15 protein-coding genes are annotated in these 20,990 nt (G+C 34.8%); 11 read left to right on the forward strand and 4 right to left on the reverse strand.

Annotated features, from left to right (window positions below; all coding sequences use genetic code 11):
- Positions 1-46 precede the first annotated feature (46 nt).
- Positions 47-1,159: a THUMP-like domain-containing protein gene (locus tag GGR42_RS03850; RefSeq protein ID WP_449421097.1), complete on the forward strand. Its 1,113-nt coding sequence runs from the start codon at positions 47-49 to the stop codon at positions 1,157-1,159.
- A gap of 1 nt (position 1,160) precedes the next feature.
- On the opposite strand, the gene GGR42_RS03855 is transcribed toward GGR42_RS03850, so the two are convergent.
- Both GGR42_RS03855 and GGR42_RS03860 read right to left on the reverse strand, forming a co-directional pair.
- The gene (locus tag GGR42_RS03855; RefSeq protein ID WP_167961027.1) at positions 1,161-2,078 is read right to left on the reverse strand and encodes an alpha/beta hydrolase; all 918 of its coding nucleotides are present in this window, start codon (positions 2,076-2,078) and stop codon (positions 1,161-1,163) included.
- An 11-nt stretch (positions 2,079-2,089) separates the two neighbouring features.
- A complete protein-coding gene (locus tag GGR42_RS03860) occupies positions 2,090-2,806 on the reverse strand; it encodes a M15 family metallopeptidase (protein WP_167961029.1) in 717 nt (238 codons plus the stop codon).
- Positions 2,807-2,914: 108 nt separating this feature from the next.
- Between GGR42_RS03860 and GGR42_RS03865 the strand changes: the two genes are divergently transcribed.
- From GGR42_RS03865 to GGR42_RS03875, 3 genes are read left to right on the forward strand one after another with little or no spacing between them, the layout of a single operon-like run.
- Positions 2,915-4,324 carry a GH1 family beta-glucosidase gene (locus GGR42_RS03865; RefSeq protein WP_167961031.1) on the forward strand — a complete coding sequence of 470 codons (1,410 nt, stop codon included), beginning with the start codon at positions 2,915-2,917 and terminating at the stop codon, positions 4,322-4,324.
- A gap of 13 nt (positions 4,325-4,337) precedes the next feature.
- Positions 4,338-5,426, forward strand: a complete 1,089-nt coding sequence (locus GGR42_RS03870) for a glycoside hydrolase family 130 protein (RefSeq protein WP_167961033.1) — start codon at positions 4,338-4,340, stop codon at positions 5,424-5,426.
- Positions 5,427-5,428: 2 nt separating this feature from the next.
- Complete coding sequence (locus GGR42_RS03875) at positions 5,429-7,186, forward strand: arylsulfatase (RefSeq protein WP_167961035.1); 1,758 nt, start codon at positions 5,429-5,431, stop codon at positions 7,184-7,186.
- A 4-nt stretch (positions 7,187-7,190) separates the two neighbouring features.
- Here the strand turns inward: GGR42_RS03875 and GGR42_RS03880 are convergent, their stop codons facing one another.
- Positions 7,191-7,352, reverse strand: a complete 162-nt coding sequence (locus GGR42_RS03880) for a hypothetical protein (protein WP_167961037.1) — start codon at positions 7,350-7,352, stop codon at positions 7,191-7,193.
- Between the two features lie 217 nt (positions 7,353-7,569).
- Between GGR42_RS03880 and GGR42_RS03885 the strand changes: the two genes are divergently transcribed.
- Genes GGR42_RS03885 through GGR42_RS03905 form a run of 5 tightly spaced genes read left to right on the forward strand, consistent with a single transcriptional unit; the run spans position 7,570 to position 14,236 of the window.
- Positions 7,570-9,198, forward strand: a complete 1,629-nt coding sequence (locus GGR42_RS03885) for a vitamin K epoxide reductase family protein (protein ID WP_167961039.1) — start codon at positions 7,570-7,572, stop codon at positions 9,196-9,198.
- A 38-nt stretch (positions 9,199-9,236) separates the two neighbouring features.
- On the forward strand, positions 9,237-9,398 hold the full coding sequence (locus GGR42_RS03890; protein WP_167961041.1) for a hypothetical protein: 162 nt from the start codon (positions 9,237-9,239) through the stop codon (positions 9,396-9,398).
- A 53-nt stretch (positions 9,399-9,451) separates the two neighbouring features.
- Positions 9,452-10,702 (forward strand): glycosyltransferase, encoded by a 1,251-nt coding sequence (locus GGR42_RS03895; RefSeq protein WP_167961043.1) that lies wholly within the window; start codon positions 9,452-9,454, stop codon positions 10,700-10,702.
- Positions 10,703-10,737: 35 nt separating this feature from the next.
- Positions 10,738-12,942: a peptidase domain-containing ABC transporter gene (locus GGR42_RS03900; protein WP_167961045.1), complete on the forward strand. Its 2,205-nt coding sequence runs from the start codon at positions 10,738-10,740 to the stop codon at positions 12,940-12,942.
- Position 12,943: 1 nt separating this feature from the next.
- On the forward strand, positions 12,944-14,236 hold the full coding sequence (locus GGR42_RS03905; protein ID WP_167961059.1) for an HlyD family secretion protein: 1,293 nt from the start codon (positions 12,944-12,946) through the stop codon (positions 14,234-14,236).
- Between the two features lie 10 nt (positions 14,237-14,246).
- Here GGR42_RS03905 and GGR42_RS03910 read toward each other — a convergent pair whose 3' ends face one another.
- Entirely contained in the window at positions 14,247-15,125 is an 879-nt protein-coding gene (locus GGR42_RS03910; protein WP_167961061.1) for a helix-turn-helix domain-containing protein, read from the reverse strand.
- Positions 15,126-15,923: 798 nt separating this feature from the next.
- Here GGR42_RS03910 and GGR42_RS03915 point away from each other — a divergent pair.
- Both GGR42_RS03915 and GGR42_RS03920 read left to right on the forward strand, forming a co-directional pair.
- Positions 15,924-19,115, forward strand: a complete 3,192-nt coding sequence (locus GGR42_RS03915; protein WP_317169669.1) for a SusC/RagA family TonB-linked outer membrane protein — start codon at positions 15,924-15,926, stop codon at positions 19,113-19,115.
- A 47-nt stretch (positions 19,116-19,162) separates the two neighbouring features.
- Positions 19,163-20,917: a RagB/SusD family nutrient uptake outer membrane protein gene (locus GGR42_RS03920; protein WP_167961066.1), complete on the forward strand. Its 1,755-nt coding sequence runs from the start codon at positions 19,163-19,165 to the stop codon at positions 20,915-20,917.
- Positions 20,918-20,990: the final 73 nt, after the last annotated feature.

Below are 20,990 nucleotides of genomic sequence, written 5' to 3' on the forward strand. Positions count from 1 at the left end.
TACTGGTGTACAAGAATTTATACAAAAAAATATAAATACTGACATCGTGTCAGTATTACTTAAAAAAAGTAATTTTAAAGGAATATCCTCAAAAGAACTTGGGGAACAGCTAGAAGCAAAGAAAAAGTGCCAAGACAAACTGCCAACATGGTACTCCACTCCACTTATTTATTATGCGAACAAACTAAATATTGAACAAACATCATCTGAAATAACTGCTCAATATAAATCGAGAATAGTGAGTGGAAAAACGCTAATAGATATCACCGGAGGCTTTGGAGTTGATAGTTATTATTTTGCAAAAAAAATCAGCCATGTTTACCATTGTGAAATCAATGAAAACTTATCTGAAATCGCCACCTATAATTTCCAAATTTTAGGCTTAAAAAACATTCAAAATATTATCCAAAATGGCATTGAATTTTTAACCGAAACAAATGAAAAATTCAATTGGGTTTTCGTTGACCCTTCTCGTCGAAATGAAAGCAAAGGAAAAGTGTTTTTTTTAGCAGATTGTTTGCCGAATGTTCCCCAGCACTTGGACTTATTTTTTGGAAAATCTGATAACATTTTAATTAAGACTTCTCCCCTTTTGGATTTTTCAATTGGCATTAAAGAATTGAAATTTGTAAAAGAGATTCATGTAGTTGCAGTTAATAACGAAGTAAAAGAATTGTTGTGGGTTTTAGAGAAAAATTATTTAAAGGAAGTCGCTATAAAAACGATCAATCTAAAAAAAACTGGCGAGGAAGTTTTTGGATTTTCTCTCAGTGAAGAAAAAGACGTCATCCCAAATTATGGTCCTCCATCAAATTATTTATATGAACCCAATGCCGCTATTCTAAAATCAGGGGCATTTAAATTAGTTGGAAAGCAATTTCTCCTAAATAAACTTCAGGAACATTCTCATTTATACACATCAGAAAATGTTATTGATTTTCCCGGACGGCGATTTAAAATAGAAATGGTTTTGCCATACAGCAAAAAAGAAGTACGCAGTTTAAAGTTGACGAAAGCAAATATTACAACCAGGAACTTCCCAGAAAGCGTTACTTCAATCCGAAAGAAGTTTAAGATAAAAGATGGTGGAGAGGACTATTTGTTCTTTACAACCGATTTAAACGATAATTACATCGTGTTGTGCTGTATTAAGACATAGACTAATCCAAGCTCGCTATCCAATCCAAAAGCCTATCAACCCAGCCTTTAAGATGGTTATCATCCAATGCAAGAGAAAATCCATGTCCCCCATTGGGATACACATGAAGAGTTGTAGACACTTTATGCTCTTTTAATGCCTTAAAAAACAAAAGGCTGTTCTCTACCGGAACAGCATCATCATCCACGGCGTGCACTAAAAATGTAGGAGGTGTATTTGGCCCTACCCTTAATTCATTAGAGAAATAATCCACGTCCTCTTGTGATGGCTGCTCACCAATAAGTGCGCTTTTTGATCCACCATGAGTAACTTTCCCATCAAAAGTTATAACAGGATATATCAAGGCCATAAAATCTGGTCTCGCACTTAACACATCTTCCTCGCCATTCTTGGCATACACATTTTCATCATAATGCGTACCCAATGTGGAGGCAAGATGTCCACCAGCCGAAAAACCAATTATTCCAATTTTACCCGGGTCAATATTCCACTTATCCGCATTGTATCTTACCAGCCTTATGGACCTTTGGGCATCTTGCAATGGAACATTTTTACTATCGAAAAGTGATTTTGAAATAGGCAACCTATACTTTACAACAATACCAGCAATTCCTTTTGTATTCAACAATTTAGCTATGTCTGTCCCTTCCCAGTCATAAGCCAATCCATGATAGCCACCTCCAGGGAAAATCAATACAGCTTTCCCATTGGCATTTTTTTTTGCAGGCAAATACACCTCAAGGGTAGGGTTTTGCACATTTGTTATCCATAAAATATCATTTTTCTCATGGTGTTCCACTTCGTTGGATTTCACTTGATTTGGAATCTTGTTTTCCCACAAGGGCATTATTGTATCTTGTGCCATTATTGAATTTATTGTTGCCAGAAAAGCTAGAAAAGCCACTATTTTTCTATTCATTTTTTCATAAATTATTTACACGCCCATTTAAAATTGGCAACCTTATCATTGGATGCTGCAGAAAAGTTATAATGCCACCATTCAGTCCTAATACTCCAAAAACCATGCTTCTCCATAGTGTCTTTTAGCAGCTTACGATTATCAAGAATATTTTGAGGCAAATCTTTATTATCATGATGGGCTCTTTTTCCAAAGAAATCAAAATCGGTACCCATATCAAGCTCTTTTCCCTCAAGAGTTTCCAGGGTAATATCTACCGCACCCCCCTTATTATGAATAGAGCCTTTTACAGGGTTTGCAACATATTGAGGGTTAGGAACTATTTCCCACATTTTATACTGTACAGAATTAGGGCGGTAACAATCAAAAAATTTAATCCTAACCCCATTTTTTATAAACTTAGCATTAGCCAATAATAAGGCTTTCGCAGTTTTTACACGGGTATAACATTCCGCGCAGTCATACACCTTGGCCTTAAGGAAATTATTCTTCGTAGCATATCGTAAATCGTATGCAAAATGAGAACTAAAATCAGCCAACCTCACAAATGTAGTATCCGAAAAAGCATCCAGTGACTTCATGGTCACAGAAGACTTTGTCTTAATTTCGACTACAGAAGTTGTATCTTTTACGGGAATTGAAACGGAATTGTCCGATTCCAATTTTCGACCTTGCTCCTTGCATCCCAAAATCAAAAAAAACAATAATAACCTTAAAAGCATGTTCATTGGCTGGATTTAAAATGAAAGATAACCATAAAATTATGACAAAAAAGAGGAAGTGGATTTTAAATTAAGGCAGTATCTTCCCAAACTGAAAATTAACTACGCATTAAAATGATTCAATTTCCCAAAGATTTTATATGGGGGTCAGCAACCTCAAGTTACCAAATAGAAGGCGCTGCAACAGAAGGAGGGCGCGCATGGAGCATATGGGATGCACATGCCCATATTCCCGGAAGGACCAATAACAATGAAAATGGCAATATTGCATGTGACCATTATCATCGGTATAAAGAGGATGTAAAATTAATGGCGGATTTAGGGTTGAAAGCGTATCGTTTTTCCATTTCCTGGAGTAGAATTCAGCCAGATGGGCAGGGCGAGGTGAATCAAGAGGGAATTGATTTTTACTCCAACTTAATCGACGAATTACTTAAGTACAACATCACCCCCTGGGTCACCTTATATCATTGGGATCTACCCTTAGCATTACAAACAGAAAAAGATGGATGGTTAAATCCTGAAATTGCAGATTTCTTTGAAAAATATGCGGATATCTGCTTTCGAAGTTTTGGTGATCGTATAAAAAATTGGATTACCCTTAACGAACCCTGGGTGGTTGCAATTTTAGGATATGGCGAAGGCGTATTTGCGCCAGGAAGAAAATCCAAAAATGAACCATATTTAGCTGCCCATCAGCTATTGCGTTCTCACGGTAAGGCGGTAAAACTATACAGAAAAAACTATCAAGTGGAACAAGGCGGAAAAATCGGAATCACCAACAATTGTGATTGGAGAGAACCTTTAACCAGCAAATCAGAAGATATTGAGGCTGCGGAACGTTCACTACTATTTTTTTTAGGGTGGTTTGCTGACCCAATTTACTTCGGAGACTATCCAAAAGTCATGCGCGAGCGTGTTGGGGACAGATTACCCAAATTCTCAGATGAGGATATTGAAAATATAAAAGGGTCCTCAGACTTTTTTGGATTAAATCATTATACTGCACTTTATGCCGCAGACGTAGACCCTAATGCAAATGCAGGTAATGCAGTATATGGAAACGGAGGGATTTTTGAAGACCAGTATGTGGATTTAACTGCTGACCCAAAATGGAAAATGACAACAATGAACTGGGCCATAGTTCCTTGGGGCTGTAGAAAGTTGCTGGAATGGATTAGGGATAGATATAATAATCCCCCCTTATACATTACTGAAAATGGCTGTTCGTTAGATGACAAATTAGAAAATGGGGAAGTAAAGGATACGGTAAGGAAAGAATTTGTGGAAGGTTATTTAGCCGCTTGTAAAAAAGCCATTGACCAAGGTGTTAATTTGCAAGGATATTTTGTTTGGTCTTTTATGGATAATTTTGAATGGGCTTTGGGATATTCCAAACGTTTTGGGATTCACTATGTAGATTATAAAACTTTGGAACGCACTCCTAAAAATTCAGCACTGTGGTTTAAAGAAGTTATTAAAAACAATGGTTTTGAGTTCACCCTTAATGAGAATGATATTTAAAATTTATATAAGTATGAACAAATATGTATTGGCAGCTGCAAGCCTATTGTTTTTAACCCATCTTCAAGGGCAAGAAAAATGGCTGTTAGGATTTAAGAAACCAAAACAGAATCCCATAATGATGGCCGATTCCAGCTACACCTTCATGGACCCAATTAAAAATGAGTCGGTTCAATGGCAAAAGGCAGATGTATTTAATCCTGGAGCAATTGTAAGGAATGATACTGTTTTTATGTTATTCCGGGCAGAGGATAATCCTGCAGCGATTCTAGGAGGAAGAACTTCCAGAATAGGCCTAGCCTATAGTTTGGACGGAATTAATTTTACAAAATATCCTGCACCAGTTTTGTTTCCAACCAATGATGAGTTTCAAAAATGGGATTATCCAGGAGGGATTGAAGATCCTAGAGTTGTAGAAACTCCAAATGGAGAATACATTATGCTCTACACCAGCTGGAATAAAGATGTTGCTCGACTTTCCAGCGCTGTTTCCAAGGATTTAAAAACATGGAAAAAGAATGGCCCCGTATTTCAAAAAGCAAAAAATGGTGAGTTTTTAAATATATGGAGTAAATCTGGCTCTATAGTTACTGAATTAGTTGATGGGCGCCTAATTGCCAAAAAAGTTAATGGAGAATATCTTATGTACTGGGGTGAACTCTTTGTCAATTTAGCTCAGTCTAATGATGGTCTTGATTGGGAACCCATACTAGACAAAAAAGGGAAGCTCCTGCATGTTTTTACACCTACATTGGGAGAATTCGATAGCCATTTAACAGAACCAGGACCACCAGCTTTATATACTAAAGAAGGTATTCTACTGCTCTACAATGGCAAAAATTTAAGTGGAGAAGGCTCTACAGATAAAGTCGCCGAAGGCACCTATTGCGGAGGGCAAGTTTTGTTTGATAAAAATGACCCGACAAAACTTATAGATAGATTACAAACCCCTTTTATTTGTCCAAGCTTGCCGCATGAAACTTCTGGACAATACAAGGCTGGAACGACTTTTATAGAAGGTTTAGTTTTTTTCAAAGACAAATGGTTCTTGTATTATGGAACCGCAGATTCTATGGTTGGCTTAGCTATCAAAGAAAATTAATCATGAAAAGTGTTTTCTATTTATTTTTATTAATTGTTTTTGTTCATTGCAAAAACAGTCAAGAAAAAGTAACTAGGAAACCAAATATTGTTTTTATCCTAGCAGATGATCAAGGCTGGGGCGATTTAAGTTTCAATGGCAACAAGAATGTACAAACACCAAACATTGACTCCATTGCGCATAATGGTGTTCATTTTAAAAATTTTTATGTAAGTCCCGTTTGCTCTCCAACAAGAGCAGAAATTTTAACAGGCAGATATGCCACTAGATTGGGTGTTTATTCCACATCAGCAGGAGGTGAAAGAATTAATCTTGGAGAAACAACCATTGCAGAAATCTTTAAAAATGCTGGCTATACCACTGCAGCCTACGGAAAATGGCATAACGGTACACAACCGCCATATCATCCCAATTCAAGGGGTTTTGATGATTATTATGGTTTTGCGTCTGGTCATTGGGGCCACTATTTTAGTCCAATGCTAGAACATAATGGTGAAATTGTAAAAGGCGATGGCTTTTTAGTAGATGATTTTGTAAATAAAGGAATGGATTTTATCACCGAAAATGCACATCAACCTTTCTTTCTTTACTTACCACTAAATACTCCCCATAGTCCTATGCAGGTTCCAGAAGAGTTTTGGAACAAAATGAAAAACAAGGATTTAATAGACAAATATCATGGAGCCGAACAGGAAGATATAATCTTTACCAAAGCAGCATTGGCAATGACCGAAAATATAGACTGGAATGTTGGAAGGTTAAAGCAAAGATTAAAAGACCTAAACCTTGAAGAAAATACTATTATCGTTTATATGACCGATAACGGCCCTAACGGATGGCGATGGAATGGTGGTATGCGAGGCAAGAAAGGTTCTACAGACGAAGGTGGTGTAAAATCGCCACTTTTTATACAGTGGAAAAATAAGCTTCCCAAAGGAAAAAGTATCGCCCAAATAGCAAGTAGTATAGATCTTTTGCCAACATTAAGCGGTTTAGCTGGTATTGATGCAAAAACCAATCATGGTTTAGATGGGAGAAATTTACACCCTTTAATTATTGACAGCACTTCCATAAAGTGGACAGACAGAACTATTGTAAACCACTGGAGAGGAAAAACAAGTGTCCGAACTCAAAAATACAGGTTAGATGATGATGGTAGGCTTTACGACATGGATACCGATTTGGGACAGACCATTAATATAGCTGATAAATTTCCTAAACTTTTGGATTCACTAAAAAAAATAAAATACAAGTGGCTGAAAGAAATCACATTTCCAAAAAATAACCCAAGACCCTTTACTGTTGGATTTAGTAATCAGCCTACACATTTACCTGCTAGAGATGCAGTTTCTGAAGGTGAAATTTTACGAAGCAATAGGTACCCAAATGATTCCTATTTCTATAATTGGACCAATTTGTTTGATAAAATAAATTGGACTGTTGAAGTCCTAAACGATGGGGTTTATGAAGCTGAAATATATTACAGCTGTGCGAAAGAAAACATAGGGTCATCATTTCAACTCAGTTTTGGAAACAACACTTTAAAAACCTTAATTACTGAGGCTCACGACCCCGTATTATATGGCATGGAAAAAGATAAAAGCCCAAGAATAGAATCCTATGTAAAAGATTTTAAACCTTTGAAAATTGGGAGAATTCAATTAGAAAAAGGAATTGGAAAATTGAGCCTTTCCGCAACAGAAATTCCCAGTAAAGAAGTTATGGATTTTAGGCTATTAATTCTTACCAGGGTAGAATAAACTATTAATGCACTAAAACCTCACTTTCTTCATAACCTATTCTTACAGCTTTTGCTTCAAAAGGTATATTTTTCCTCAAAGGTTTGTCGTAAATATTCCATACGGAATCTTTAGGCTTTTTCCATATAATGATGGCATCGAACAATGGGCTTTCTCCTGCAACCAAATCATTTTAAAAAAATTTTGATAGTTATTTTTTGGTTTAAAAATAAATGAAACAAACTTAAGCATTAAAATTAATTTTGTAAGATTTTTCATTTATTAACAATAATTTAACGCCTACAAACAAAATAACCATTACCTTCATAAAGTAAGTATTATTCATTTTTTCTTACATCCTCCCCCTCTTTTTTATATTATATAAAGTTAAATTACTTTAAGTTTTGAAAGACAATTTTGTTTATACTTTCAGTCAATTCGTTACAGAACTGAAAGTTAAAGTTACTAAAACTAGTGCCGAACAATTTTTAGAAAACCATCCTGAGGAAGGTTCAATGCTAGCTTATGCGGATGCCTTGAATCATTTTAAAATTGAGAACGTTGCAGCTAAAATCACAGTAGATGACTTGGGAAATGTACCTACTCCTTTCATTACTTTTTTTCAAAGAAATGGAGGCACATTTACTTTAATAAAATCAATAAAAAATGATTCCGTTAAGTGGTTGGACATCCAAAAAGGGTGGATGCAAAGCAGACAGGAAGAATTTTTTGAAAATTGGTCAGGGATAATACTAATGGCGGAGGCAAGTAAAAAATCTGGAGAAAAAAATTACACTGTTAAACGAAAATCAGAGCTTTTAAAACGTATTAGAATACCATTGGCTATTTCCCTAATTGTTTTTTTTATAATCGGGATGATATTTAGAGCCAATATAGAGGCTCCTAGTTTATATCTAATTTTATTTTTAAAAATGATTGGGATGACACTAACAAGTTTATTGTTTGTTAAAAACATAGACAGCTCCAATGAACTGGTGAATAAACTCTGCAATGTGGGTTCAAAGATAAATTGTCAAAGTATTTTGGACAGTCCGACTGCTAAGATTACTTCCTGGTTCTCATGGTCAGATGCAGGCTTTATTTATTTCTTTGGTTCTTTTTTTAGTTTGCTAATTTCTTTAGAGTCCAAACTATTCCTAAATACATTTTTAAATGTTCAATTACTGTTTAGTTCAATAGCAATTTTCTTCTCAATTTATTCCTTGTATTACCAAGGCATAAAAGCCAAAATGTGGTGTACACTTTGTCTAGGGGTAGTTTCTATCTTTATTTTAGAAGCAGCAATTGCTTTTATGTTCTTTTCAAATTATACTTTTTCATTGAATATTTCATCATTACTTTATATTGTAATGGGTTTCATTATTCCTATCGTCTTTTTATTGTTATTTAAAAATACAGCTATAAAAGCACAGGAAAGCAAGAAATTAAACAAGAAGTTAACCAAACTAAAAACCAACCCTCAAATATTCAATTCATTAATGGCTGGACAAAGACAAATGCCTGAAATGCCCCAAGATATGCCTGTTGTTGTACTGGGGAATCCGAATGCCCAGCACACCCTTACTCTTGTTAGCAACCCTTTATGTACTCCCTGCGCAAATATGCATCAAAGAATAGAGCAACTTTTACTAACCAATAAAAATATTAACTGTCAAGTAGTTTTTAGATCTAACCCAGATAAAAATGATGCTGGTGGACAGTTTGTGCATAAAGTTTTCAGTTTGCCCAAAGAACTTCAATCACAGGCAATGGATGAATGGTTTTATAGAAATGATAAGAATTTTAAAATATGGGGCAAAAAATATATGGAATATCCTGAATTGAAAAACCTTATCGAAATTCAAATACAACATAATTCTTGGGCCAATATTGCTAAGGTAAAAGGCACACCCACCGTATTTATTAATGAAAGATTGTTACCAGAAATAATAAAAGTTGAAGACCTGTCTTTATTATTAGTACATATTACTTCCCCCAATGTCAACCATGGATTTGCAAATCACTTAATATAAATTAATTATTAATCTAAAAATTTTCAAAAATGAAAAAAATGATTTCAAAATTTTCAGACAAATTGTTGTCCAACCAACAGTTAAAAACTGTAAAAGGTGGTAGCACACCATATTGCTTTTGCTACGGGTCACCTGTAAATTGCCCTCCTGGTGAAACGGGAGGAAGTCCATTGCCGCCAAATAGTCCAGGTTGTCCATAATTAGTAATAATGTTTTTGACCCTGCAATAGCAGGGTCAAATTCAAATAAAATTATGATACTTTTTATACTCCAACCATATCCCAGTCATTACTATCCAACTTTTGGGCTAGCACATGAACTTATGAAAAATGGTGAAAAAGTCATTTTTACAACCACTCCAAATCTTAATAAAATAATCCAAAATGAAGGGTTTGAAAATTATGAATTTCAATACTTATCTGAATATATAGTTAGAAATTCCAAAGTTTTCTTTGGGTTGTTTCTGAAAAATTTGACCTCAAAAGATTATTTGCTTCAACGAAAAAATGAATTTGAAAACGCATTTAATAATGTCAAAGAATTAATATCCAAATACAAACCAAGTCATGTTTATATTGATCAAAGCTTGGCCGAATATTTTTTTTACTTTAAACCTTATGTTCCCAATATAACCATTGTACACACCAAAATCTACTCTCGAAAAACCAATGGCATACCACCAATGAATTCAATTTATGTTCCTAAAGGAAATTTATTTTCACAATTAAAAATTGACGGTCTATGGTTAAACCATCTTCTAAAACAAAGATTACGTGAACTAGTTCTAAAAATTGCCTTTCTAGGAAAGGACGAAATATATTTTTGGAAAAAGCATTGTAAGAAGAATGGGATGAATTGGAAGAAAGAAATTGATTTAAAACATTCTTTAAATAGAGGAGTTAAAAATGTAGAAAATCTTGTGTTTGCACCCAAGAAATTAGAATTTTTTGCATTTAAAAAACCTAAAAATGTTCAATTCTATGACAAAATTTCTATAAAAAATGAAAGCTCAGACCTTTCAAAATCATACAAGGAACTAAAAAGAAAATATTTCATAGAAAAAAAATTTAATATAGTTTATATGGCTTTTGGAACACTTGCCCAAGGTCCAAAAGTTGTTGATTTCTTTAATAATACTATTTCAACAATTGAGAAACTTCCAAAAACTATACTTATCATTTCAAGAGGAAACTATCCCATGAATTTGTTAAACCCTAAAAACGTGTTCATTTTTAACTATTTGCCACAACAAGATGTATTATTATATACAGATTTGTTCATTACACATGGAGGTCTAGGCTCTGTGAAAGAAGCTTTTTACCATGAAGTGCCAATGCTTGTTGCTCCAATTAACAAATTTATAGACCAAAATGGCAATGCAGCACGAATCAAAGCCAATGGATATGGAGATCGAATTGACATTGATAACTATTCAATGGAAGAATTGATTTCTAAAATAACTACACTTTTATCCAATAAAAACAAGAACTCCATATTAAAGTAATATTATAAAGCTTGTGCCAATTACTAAAGCAAACCATGCCTAAAAAATTTCCAAATTATATACAAGTTGATGGCAAAGACTGTGGCCCCACATGCTTAAAAATTATTGCCAAATATTATGGTAAAATAGTATCACTGCCTTACATAAGAGAACTAAGTGAGACCACACGAGCTGGAAGCAGTCTCTTAGATTTAAGTGATGCAGCAGAAAAAATGGGCTTTAGAAGTCTAGGTGTAAAACTTTCTCTTAAGAATCTTTTAGAAGCTCCTCTACCATGTATATTACATTGGAACAATTTGCATTTTGTAGTTCTATATGAGGTTAGCAATAAAGGGACAAAAAGTATATTTAGAATTTCTGACCCAGCACATGGATTATTGGAGTATAATGAAAAAGAGTTTTTAAAATTCTGGATTGGAAATAATGCTGATGAAAATACAATAGAAGGTATTGGACTACTTCTTGACTCCACTCCTAAATTTTATGAAGATAATTTCAATGAAAAAGGGAGTTCTTTAAGTTTTAAATTCCTGTCAAAATATCTTTTTAAATATAAAAAATTCATATGGCAATTGATTATTGGCCTTTTTGCTGGAAGCCTGTTACAACTTATATTCCCCTTTTTAACTCAAAGTATTGTTGACGTAGGGATTAAAAATCAGGACATAAACTTTATTTACCTTATATTGTTTGCACAATTGGCTTTGTTTATTGGTCGTACAGCCATAGAAATTATTCGCAGCTGGATTCTTTTACATTTAAGTACAAGAATGAATATTTCATTAGTGTCAGATTTTTTTATCAAACTCATGAAGCTTCCCATAGCCTTTTTTGATTCTAGAATGACTGGTGATATTCTACAACGTATCAATGATCATAGCCGTATTGAGCGTATACTTACTACATCTTCATTAAATGTTTTGTTTTCAACAATTAATTTATTTGTTTTTGGATTGGTCTTGGCCTACTATAACCTTTATATATTTGGTATTTTTCTTATTGGAAGTTTTCTATATTTTGCTTGGATTATAATTTTTCTAAAAAAAAGAAGGGATTTAGACTATAAACGATTCTCACAAATAAGCCAAGAACAGAGTAAGGTAATAGAACTCATCAATGGCATGCAGACTATAAAATTACATAATGCAGAAAAGAAAAAACGATGGGGATGGGAATTTTTGCAGGCGCGACTGTTTAAAATTTCTATTGAAAGTCTTGCTTTGGAACAATATCAAAGTGTCGGTTCGGGTTTCATCAACGAATTGAAAAATATTTTAATTACGGTACTTTCTGCCAAATTGGTTATTGATGGGGAAATTACCTTGGGTATGATGTTGGCCATTTCGTACATCGTTGGTCAATTGAACTCACCAGTATCACAACTCATTGAATTCATAAAGGAAGTACAAGATGCGAAAATATCGTTGGAACGCCTGAGCGAGATTCATAACAAAGAAGACGAAGAAGACAATAATGAAAATAAAATTTATAATATTCCCAATAACTTAGACTTTAATGTGAAAAACCTATCCTTCCGTTATCGAGGTTCGGATCAATATGTCTTGGACCAACTGAATCTACATATTCCAGCTCAGAAAATTACAGCGATTGTAGGCGTAAGTGGCAGTGGCAAGACTACTTTGATGAAGTTGTTATTGCGATTCTACACACCCAGTAAAGGAAAAATACGGCTAGGCACACATGATATGGAAACAATATCTCAAATAACTTGGAGAAATAAATGTGGTGTAGTCATGCAAGAGGATTATATATTTAATGATTCCATAGCCAATAATATAGCTGTGGGAGTAGACTATATAAATAAAGACAGATTAGAATATGCTGTAGATGTCGCTAATATTAAAGAATCTATAGAAGAACTACCACTGTCATACAATACAAAAATTGGTATGGAAGGGGTTGGCCTCAGTACTGGGCAAAAACAAAGACTATTAATAGCCAGAGCGGTATACAAAAACCCTGATTATTTATTTTTTGATGAAGCTACATCAGCTTTGGATGCCAATAATGAAAAAGTAATCATGGAAAAACTCGATGAGTTTTTTGATAACAAGACTGTCATAGTAATTGCCCATAGGTTAAGCACAGTTAAAAATGCTCATCAGATAGTTGTGTTGGATAAGGGTCAAATTGTAGAAGTAGGTAATCACAAAGAATTGGTGAAAAAGAAAGGAAGTTATTTTAATCTTGTTAAGAACCAATTAGAACTAGGAAATTAAAATGTCAGATTCATTGGATAACATAGAATTACGAAGTGAAGAAGTTCAGGAAATACTCACTCGTATACCTAATTGGATGATACGTTGGGGCAGTTCTTTGTTTCTTTCACTTTTTATAATGGTACTGGGACTATCTTGGTTTATTAAATATCCAGATGTGATTGAAACAGTAGCAGTTATTACTACAGAAATACCACCACAAAAAGAGTTTGCCATGGTATCCGCAAAATTTGACTCTATATATGTACAAGATTCAGAAATTGTAACCAAAAATAAGGTTTTGGCCGTTTTAGATAATACTGCCAATGCAGAAGATATTTTTTACCTGCAATCTATATTGGATACAATTGATGTTAAAAAAAATATTTTTGAATTTCCATTAGATAGTCTTCCTATACTTTTTCTAGGAGATGTGGATCAAAGTTTTGCAGCATTTGAGAATAGCTACTTTCAATATAAGCTAAACAAAAACCTAGATCCTTTTTCCAATGAAGAAATTGCAAACAAAATTTCTTTATCAGAATTACAAAGTAGATTAACAAGCCTAAATGCTCAATATGCGCTTCATGAATCTGAGTTCAACTTTAAAAAAAATGATTTAAATCGTAATAAGGCACTTTATGAAAAAGGTGTAATTTCCAAACAAGAATTTGAAAACAAACAATTGGAAGTATTATCAGCTGAACGGAACTTTAAAAACCTTGGGGTTTCAATTTCTCAAATACGCGAAGCTATAGGAAGTGCCAGAAAGACTTCAAAAAGCACAGAGATTTCCAGAACGAGAGAAGAAACGCAATTACTAAAGACTGCTATACAATCATTTAATCAGCTAAAAAAAGCTATTAAGGATTGGGAAAATACTTATGTTTTGAAATCTGAAATTGATGGAAAGGTATCTTTTCTAAATTATTGGAATGAAAATCAAACTGTTTCTCAAGGTGATTTGGTTTTTACTGTTATCCCTTCCAATAATTCAAATTATCTTGCAAAGATAAAAGCTCCATTACAGAACTCTGGAAAAATTGAAATAGGTCAATCTGTAAATGTAAAACTCCATAACTATCCAGAAACTGAATTTGGAATGTTGAGTGGGAAAGTAGAAAATATATCTCAAACACTTGATAAAGATGATTTTTACTTGGTCGATGTAACCTTACAAAAAAAATTGATTACCAGTTATAAAAAAGAGATAGAATTTAAGCAAGAGATGAGAGGAACTGCAGATATTATTACTGAAGATTTACGATTATTAGAGCGTTTTTTCTATCAATTTAAAGAGCTATTGAATAGATAACTCATCACTTCTAAAGCACTCTTTTAATTCCTGAAAAATCCTGTCTGTAGTTAGTAGGCGTTCTGCCTTTGCTCTTCCTAAAAACCCTATTAAAATTGGCAATGCTATTAAAACCGCACATAAATGCAATCTCTGATACGCTATAATCCTTTTCTATCAACCATCTAGAGGCATAACCAATTCTAACATCATTTAAATATTCAACAAATGTTTTTCCTGTTCTTTTTTTAATAAACCGGTTAAAGGACACATTGCTCATATTTACCAACTCAGAAACTTCAGATAAAGTAATTTTTGAAGAATAGTTATTTTGAACATATTCATATAGGAGTTTTAATTTGTCACTATTTTCAAAATTCTCTAAATGTATAGTGGATGTGGACAATAACCGTTGGTTTCTAGAAATAGACAAATCATATAGTATTGAGAGCAATTCCATGAAATAATCAATACCATCCAGTTTGGACACCATAATAATTCTTGGCATTAAATTTTTAATCGTAGCCCTAGAAAATAATATTCCATGTGAAGACCGAGCAAACATATCCTTCAAAGGCCTCATAATACTTCTTCTTAAAAAAGCCTGGTCAAAGAGATCCTGATGAAATTGAACGGTGATTTCATGTATTTTATCGCTAACACAATTATGCTGCTCCCATCCATGATAAAGACTTGGCCCCACCAAAACCAATTCCAAATCATCAATTTCTTCTAGACTATCCCCTACGATTCTTCTGACCCCTTTTCCGTTGGAAATAAAGTTTAGTTCAATTTCAGGATGAAAATGTACCGGAAAATCAAAAAAATCCTTGACCCTATCGAACACTAGAAAACTATCCTGGGCAGATAGCGGAGTTATCTCTCTATGAATCTTCTTAAGTATATCCATATGAATATTTTAGTTATGAGCATTTTTGATTAAAAAATGATAAAATAGTATACACTAAAAGTATGTTAAATGAATTCACTATAACATATTTATAAACTGAATAACAGTAACTTAAATAAGATAAAACGTTCTATTTACATTATTTTAAACTCAAACCTTATTAATTTATCAGTTAAATGTGAATATAGTATTATTATTTGACAAAATAAATTTAGATAAAAGTCATTCTGGTAAAAACAAACCATAAAACTTAAAAAAGTTAAATTCAAAACAAAAGTGATAGTTTCCTCTAAAAAACAATGACCAATTCTTAGTCAAGTGATAAGTAATTTATGAGACCTTCTACATGAATAATTTAAGGGAAAATCAGATGATTTAGGGCGAAAATTAAATAACCAATAAATCTTGTTAATCACTTTGTTTATTTATAAAAACCAATACGGAATTCTAAAAAATAAGTTAAAAAAATTATATGTTATTAATAAATTATATTATAAATTAGCAACTTGTTCAATTTAATGACCTTTAATTATTGTTTTCATAACTAATATGATTTAGACGTTAGAACGAACTATAACGATTGAATAATTACCCATTATTATACATTATTTAAGCTTGAAAATTAATTACTAACTTTTTATTTAAACTAACTAATACCAATTTATTATGATTCAAAAATGCGATTGTTATTCGTTAAAGTCTTATAGCAAGATGTTATCATCTTGGAGCATAGGACTTTTGTCGATGTTATTTTGTTTTGGTACACAGTTTGCTTTGGCAAGCTCCGAAACAAATTTGGTGAAATTTGAAGTTGACGAACTTCAATCAACGATTACTGGTACAATAACGGACTCAGATGGTGTCCCTCTACCAGGAGCTAACGTGGTTATTAAAGGAACCGCAACTGGTGCAGTAGCCGATTTTGATGGAAATTATTCCATTGAAGCAAATGTAGGTGATGTACTTGTCTTTAGCTATACAGGTTACACCGCTGGCGAGATGACTGTTGGGGTGGACAGTGTAATCAATGTGACTTTGCAAGAAGGTCTTGCGTTAGAAGAAGTTATTGTAACGGGTTATACAACAGAAACAAAGCGTGAAACTACTGCTGCCGTTTCTATTGTAAAAGCTGAGGAATTGGCTGCAATTCCGTCTGGTAACGTAGAACAACAATTACAAGGACGTGTTGCTGGGGTTACCGTTTTAACAAATGGACAGCCAGGTACCACTTCCCAAATTAGGGTTCGTGGTTTTAATGCCTTTGGAGGTAATGCACCTTTATATATTGTAGATGGTGTTCCTGTTACCAATATTGACTTTCTTAGTCCAGATGATATTGAATCTGCAGTTGTTTTAAAAGATGCAGCAGCAGCATCCATCTATGGTGCAAGAGCCGCGAACGGTGTTATAGTTTATAGCACAAAACAAGGTTCTAGAAATGCTCAAAAAACACAATTTACATTAAATGTAACCAGTGGTGTTAGAGATCCTAATGTTAATGGGGCAACAGATATGTTAAATCCACAAGATATGGCAACTTGGACACATATTGGATATGAAAACAATGCTGCTGCCAATGGTACCGCGGTTGCGTATACGCATCCACAATATGGATCTAATGCCACACCAAGATTACCTGATTATCTCCATGCATCATCTGCAGCAGCAGATGGCACAAACTTAAACGGTGTTGTTGGCAATATAGATTTGGCAAGGGTCCAAGCCGCTTATGCAGCTGATCCTGGCAATACTTTCTTGATAAGACCTAATTTAGCTGGTACCAATTGGTACAAAGAAATAACTCAAATAGCGCCTATAACAAGGGTTAGTTTAGGTATTAAAGGAGGAACAGAAGATGGTCGTTTCTATGTAGGTCTTAGTGGCCAAGAAGAAGATGGTATTGTACTTACTCAAAAATTTCAGAGATATACTGCCAGGGTAAATTCTGAATGGGATGTTACACCATGGTTGAGCATTGGTGAGAACTTCCAAAGCACATATCGTTCCACAAGAGCTATTTTTGGCGATGGTGGTGGTGTTGAATCCGCTGATGATGAATCAGAAGTGTTATCTGCTTTTAGAATGCCTACAATTATACCGGTGTACGACGAATTTGGTAGTTTTGCCAGTACTAAAGCTGCTGGTTTCAACAATGGTCGTAACCCAGTAAGGAGATTATTGCAAGACCAAGGTGAAGACCAGAGTTATTCAATAGGAGGATTTGGAAATTTATATGCTTTGGTAAAGCCTGTTGAAGGCTTAACCTTGAAAACCAGTATTGGTGCTGGTTATAGTAATTACCATTTTGTGAACTATGGGTTTAAGTATTTTGGTGATTCTGAACCTCAAGCAAGTGATAACTTTCAAGAAGGGAGCGGATATGCTTTCCAATGGACTTGGACCAATACAGCCACTTATGAAAAATTGTTTGGGCAGCACAAAATTAAGCTGTTAGGTGGTGTTGAATCATTAAATACAGGTGCTGGAAGACAAATGCAAGGTAATGGTATAAACCCATTCTCTACTGATCTTGATTTTCAAAACCTATCCAATGTACAAAGTCCCAATGTAAGTAGTTTCCAATTTAAAGGGGTTAACTTCTTCTCATTGTTTGGGCAAGTGGATTACAATTTTGATGAGAAGTATTATGTAAGAGGTGTTATCCGTAGAGATGGTTCTTCTCGTTTTGGTGGCAACAACAGATATGGTGTGTTCCCTGCGGTTTCAGCATCATGGAGAGCCATTGAAGAGGACTTCTTACAAGATGTTGACTGGTTAACGGATCTTAAGTTCCGTGCTGGTTGGGGGCAAATGGGTAACTCAGAAAACGTGGATCCCAACAACCAATATTCTTTGTTCGCATCGGATAGGGGAAATACATTTTATCCTGTAGCTGGTCAAAACAGTGGCGTAAATGAAGGATTTGCCCAAAGCCGTATTGGGAATCCTGATGCAAAATGGGAAACTTCTACAACCACAAACATTGGTTTTGATGCCTCTTTCCTAAGCGATAAATTGGAAGTCCAATTGGATTGGTGGAAAAAAGATACAGAGGATCTTTTATACCAAGTACCTCTTGCTGCCGTAACAGGCAACTATGCTTCTGCACCGTCAGTTAATATAGCCAGTATGAGCAATAGTGGTTTGGATTTTCAAATCACAAATAGAGGTACTCTTGCTGAAGATTTAACGTATACACTTACCTTAAACAGTTCTTTTTTAAAGAATGAAATCACTGCCTTGGCAGAAGGAATAGAATTCTTTGATATTCAAGGGCAAAGAGGTATTAACCCAGTAAGAAATGCGGTAGGACAATCTATTTCATCATTCTTTGGATATAATGTAATAGGATACTTTAACTCACAGGCTGAAGTGGACAGTGCACCTGCCCAAGAAGGTATGGGTGTAGGTCGTTTTAGATATGAGGATGTAAATGGCGATGGTGCCATTACACCAGATGACCGTACCTTTATCGGTAGTGCAGTTCCTGATTTTACAGGTGGTGCAACATTTAATCTTCGTTACAAAAATATAGAAATGGAAACTTTATGGTATGCTTCCATTGGTAACGAAGTATTTAACCAATCCAAATGGTACACAGATTTCTTTGGCACCTTTGAAGGTTCTGCAAAATCGGAAGTAGCAAAAAGGTCATGGACCCCAGAATTGGGGAATAATGCAGCTGCTCCAATTTGGGAAAGTGCTGCAAACTTAAGTACTAGTGGTGCTGCAAACTCATGGTATGTAGAAAGCGGTGATTACCTTAGGTTGCAACGTTTGGCTTTCTCCTATAGCTTTGACAATAATTTGTTGGATAAATGGGGACTTTCTACTTTTAAGTTAGGAATAGCGGCTAACAACATTTGGACTGCTACCAAATATAGTGGATTAGATCCAGGTGTTGCAGGTCCTGATACCAATTTTGGTGTAGACTTAGGTAACTTCCCTGTTACTCCAAGTTATTTAATCAACTTAGAATTAGGACTTTGATCATGATTTTAAAAATAAAAATGATATCTTTAATATAAAAATAAACTATGAAAACATTGTTTAAATTCAAAAAAATGACAGTCGCTTTAATGGCTACCTTAATGGTAGGTGTTTCATGTAGCGATGAGTTTTTGGAAGTTCTTCCTACTGGTTCATTGGCTGATGCCCAAGTGGGTACCAAAGACGGTATAGAAGGACTTTTGATTGGTACGTATGCTGCTCTCAATGGAACAGATGGAAATCGTTTTGAAGGCCCTAACCACTGGGTTACTGGTTCTATAATGGGTGGCGATGCGAACAAAGGAACAGATGCTGGTGATTATGGGGATATCAACCCCATCCAACGTTACGAAACATCAGCAACTTCAGGTGATTTGAATCAATTATGGCAAGCCCGTTTCGAAGGAGTATCAAGAGCAAATGCCGTTTTAGCCGCAATAGCTGCTTCTGAGGAACTTTCAACCAGCGATGCAGCCATATTAGCTGGACAAGCTAGAATGTTGAGAGGGCATTTCTATTTTGATTTGACCAAACATTTTGGAGATGTTCCTGTTTTTGACGAAACTCTTTCTGCTGTAGAAATAGTTGAAGTTCCAAGATCTAGTGCTTGGGCACAAATTGAGGCTGATTTCCAATTTGCAGCTGACAACCTTCCAGCGACCATGAGCGACGCTGGCCGTGTTAACAGTTGGGCGGCAAAAGCTTATTTAGCTAAAGCATTATTGTTTCAAGGTAAATTTGGAGCCGCTATTCCAATCTTTACTGATGTAATTAACAATGGAGTTACCACCAACGGATTGGCATATGACTTATTGGATGATTACGCACAAATCTATAATGCTGAAAATGACAATCATGCAGAAGCCGTGATGGATGTGGAGTCTGCCAACAATTCTGGTAGTACACAAAATGCAAACTGGTTTGATGATTTGAACTACCCCTATAATACTGGGGCAGATGGTCCAGGTAACTGCTGCGGATTTTTTCAACCAAGTTTTTCAATGGCAAATTCTTTTAGAACAGATGCAACTGGCCTACCATTGTTAGATGGTTCATATAATGATCCTGCCAATGCATTGGAAAATGATTTTGGTCTTGAAAGTGCAGATGCTTTTACTCCAGATGCTGGTAATTTAGATCCACGTATTGATCATTCTGTAGGTAGAAGAGGTATTCCTTACTTGGATTGGATTCCTCACCCAGGTAAAGCTTGGATAAGAAGTCAGCCTTACGCTGGTCCTTATTCTCCTAAGAAGTACATTTATTACAAATCTCAGGAAAATAGCTTTACAGATGGTAGCTCATGGACGCGTGGTTATGCAACTATGAACTATACTATCATAAGGTTTGCTGATGTCCTTTTAATGGCTGCCGAAGCAGAAATTGAAGCTGGTTCATTACCAACTGCTATGGGATATGTAAATAGAGTAAGAGCAAGAGCTGCAAATTCTGATTACTGGGTAAAAACTGAATTTGGAAACCCTGCTGCTCCAGATGCGGCGAACTATGTTATTTCTGAATACCCTGCTTCCCAATTTGCTGATCAAGCATCTGCAAGAACAGCAGTACGTATGGAAAGAAAATTAGAGTTATCTGGTGAAGGTCACCGTTTCTTTGATTTAGTAAGATGGGGTGTTGCTGCCACGGAATTAAATGCATACTTACAGTATGAAGCTCAATTCTTGCAAACTAAGTTTGCAGGCGCCAGTTTTACTGCGGGCAAAAGTGAGTTATATCCTATTCCACAAGCACAAATAGACATTCAAGGACCAGATATATTACCACAGAATGCTGGATACTAAGAAATTAAGTTTTTCTTAATCTTTTTAACAAAAGGCCACTTGTAAAAGTGGCCTTTTTACTTGTCTGTTTATG

The organism is Saonia flava (genome assembly GCF_011927795.1).
Lineage (GTDB): Bacteria > Bacteroidota > Bacteroidia > Flavobacteriales > Flavobacteriaceae > Saonia > Saonia flava.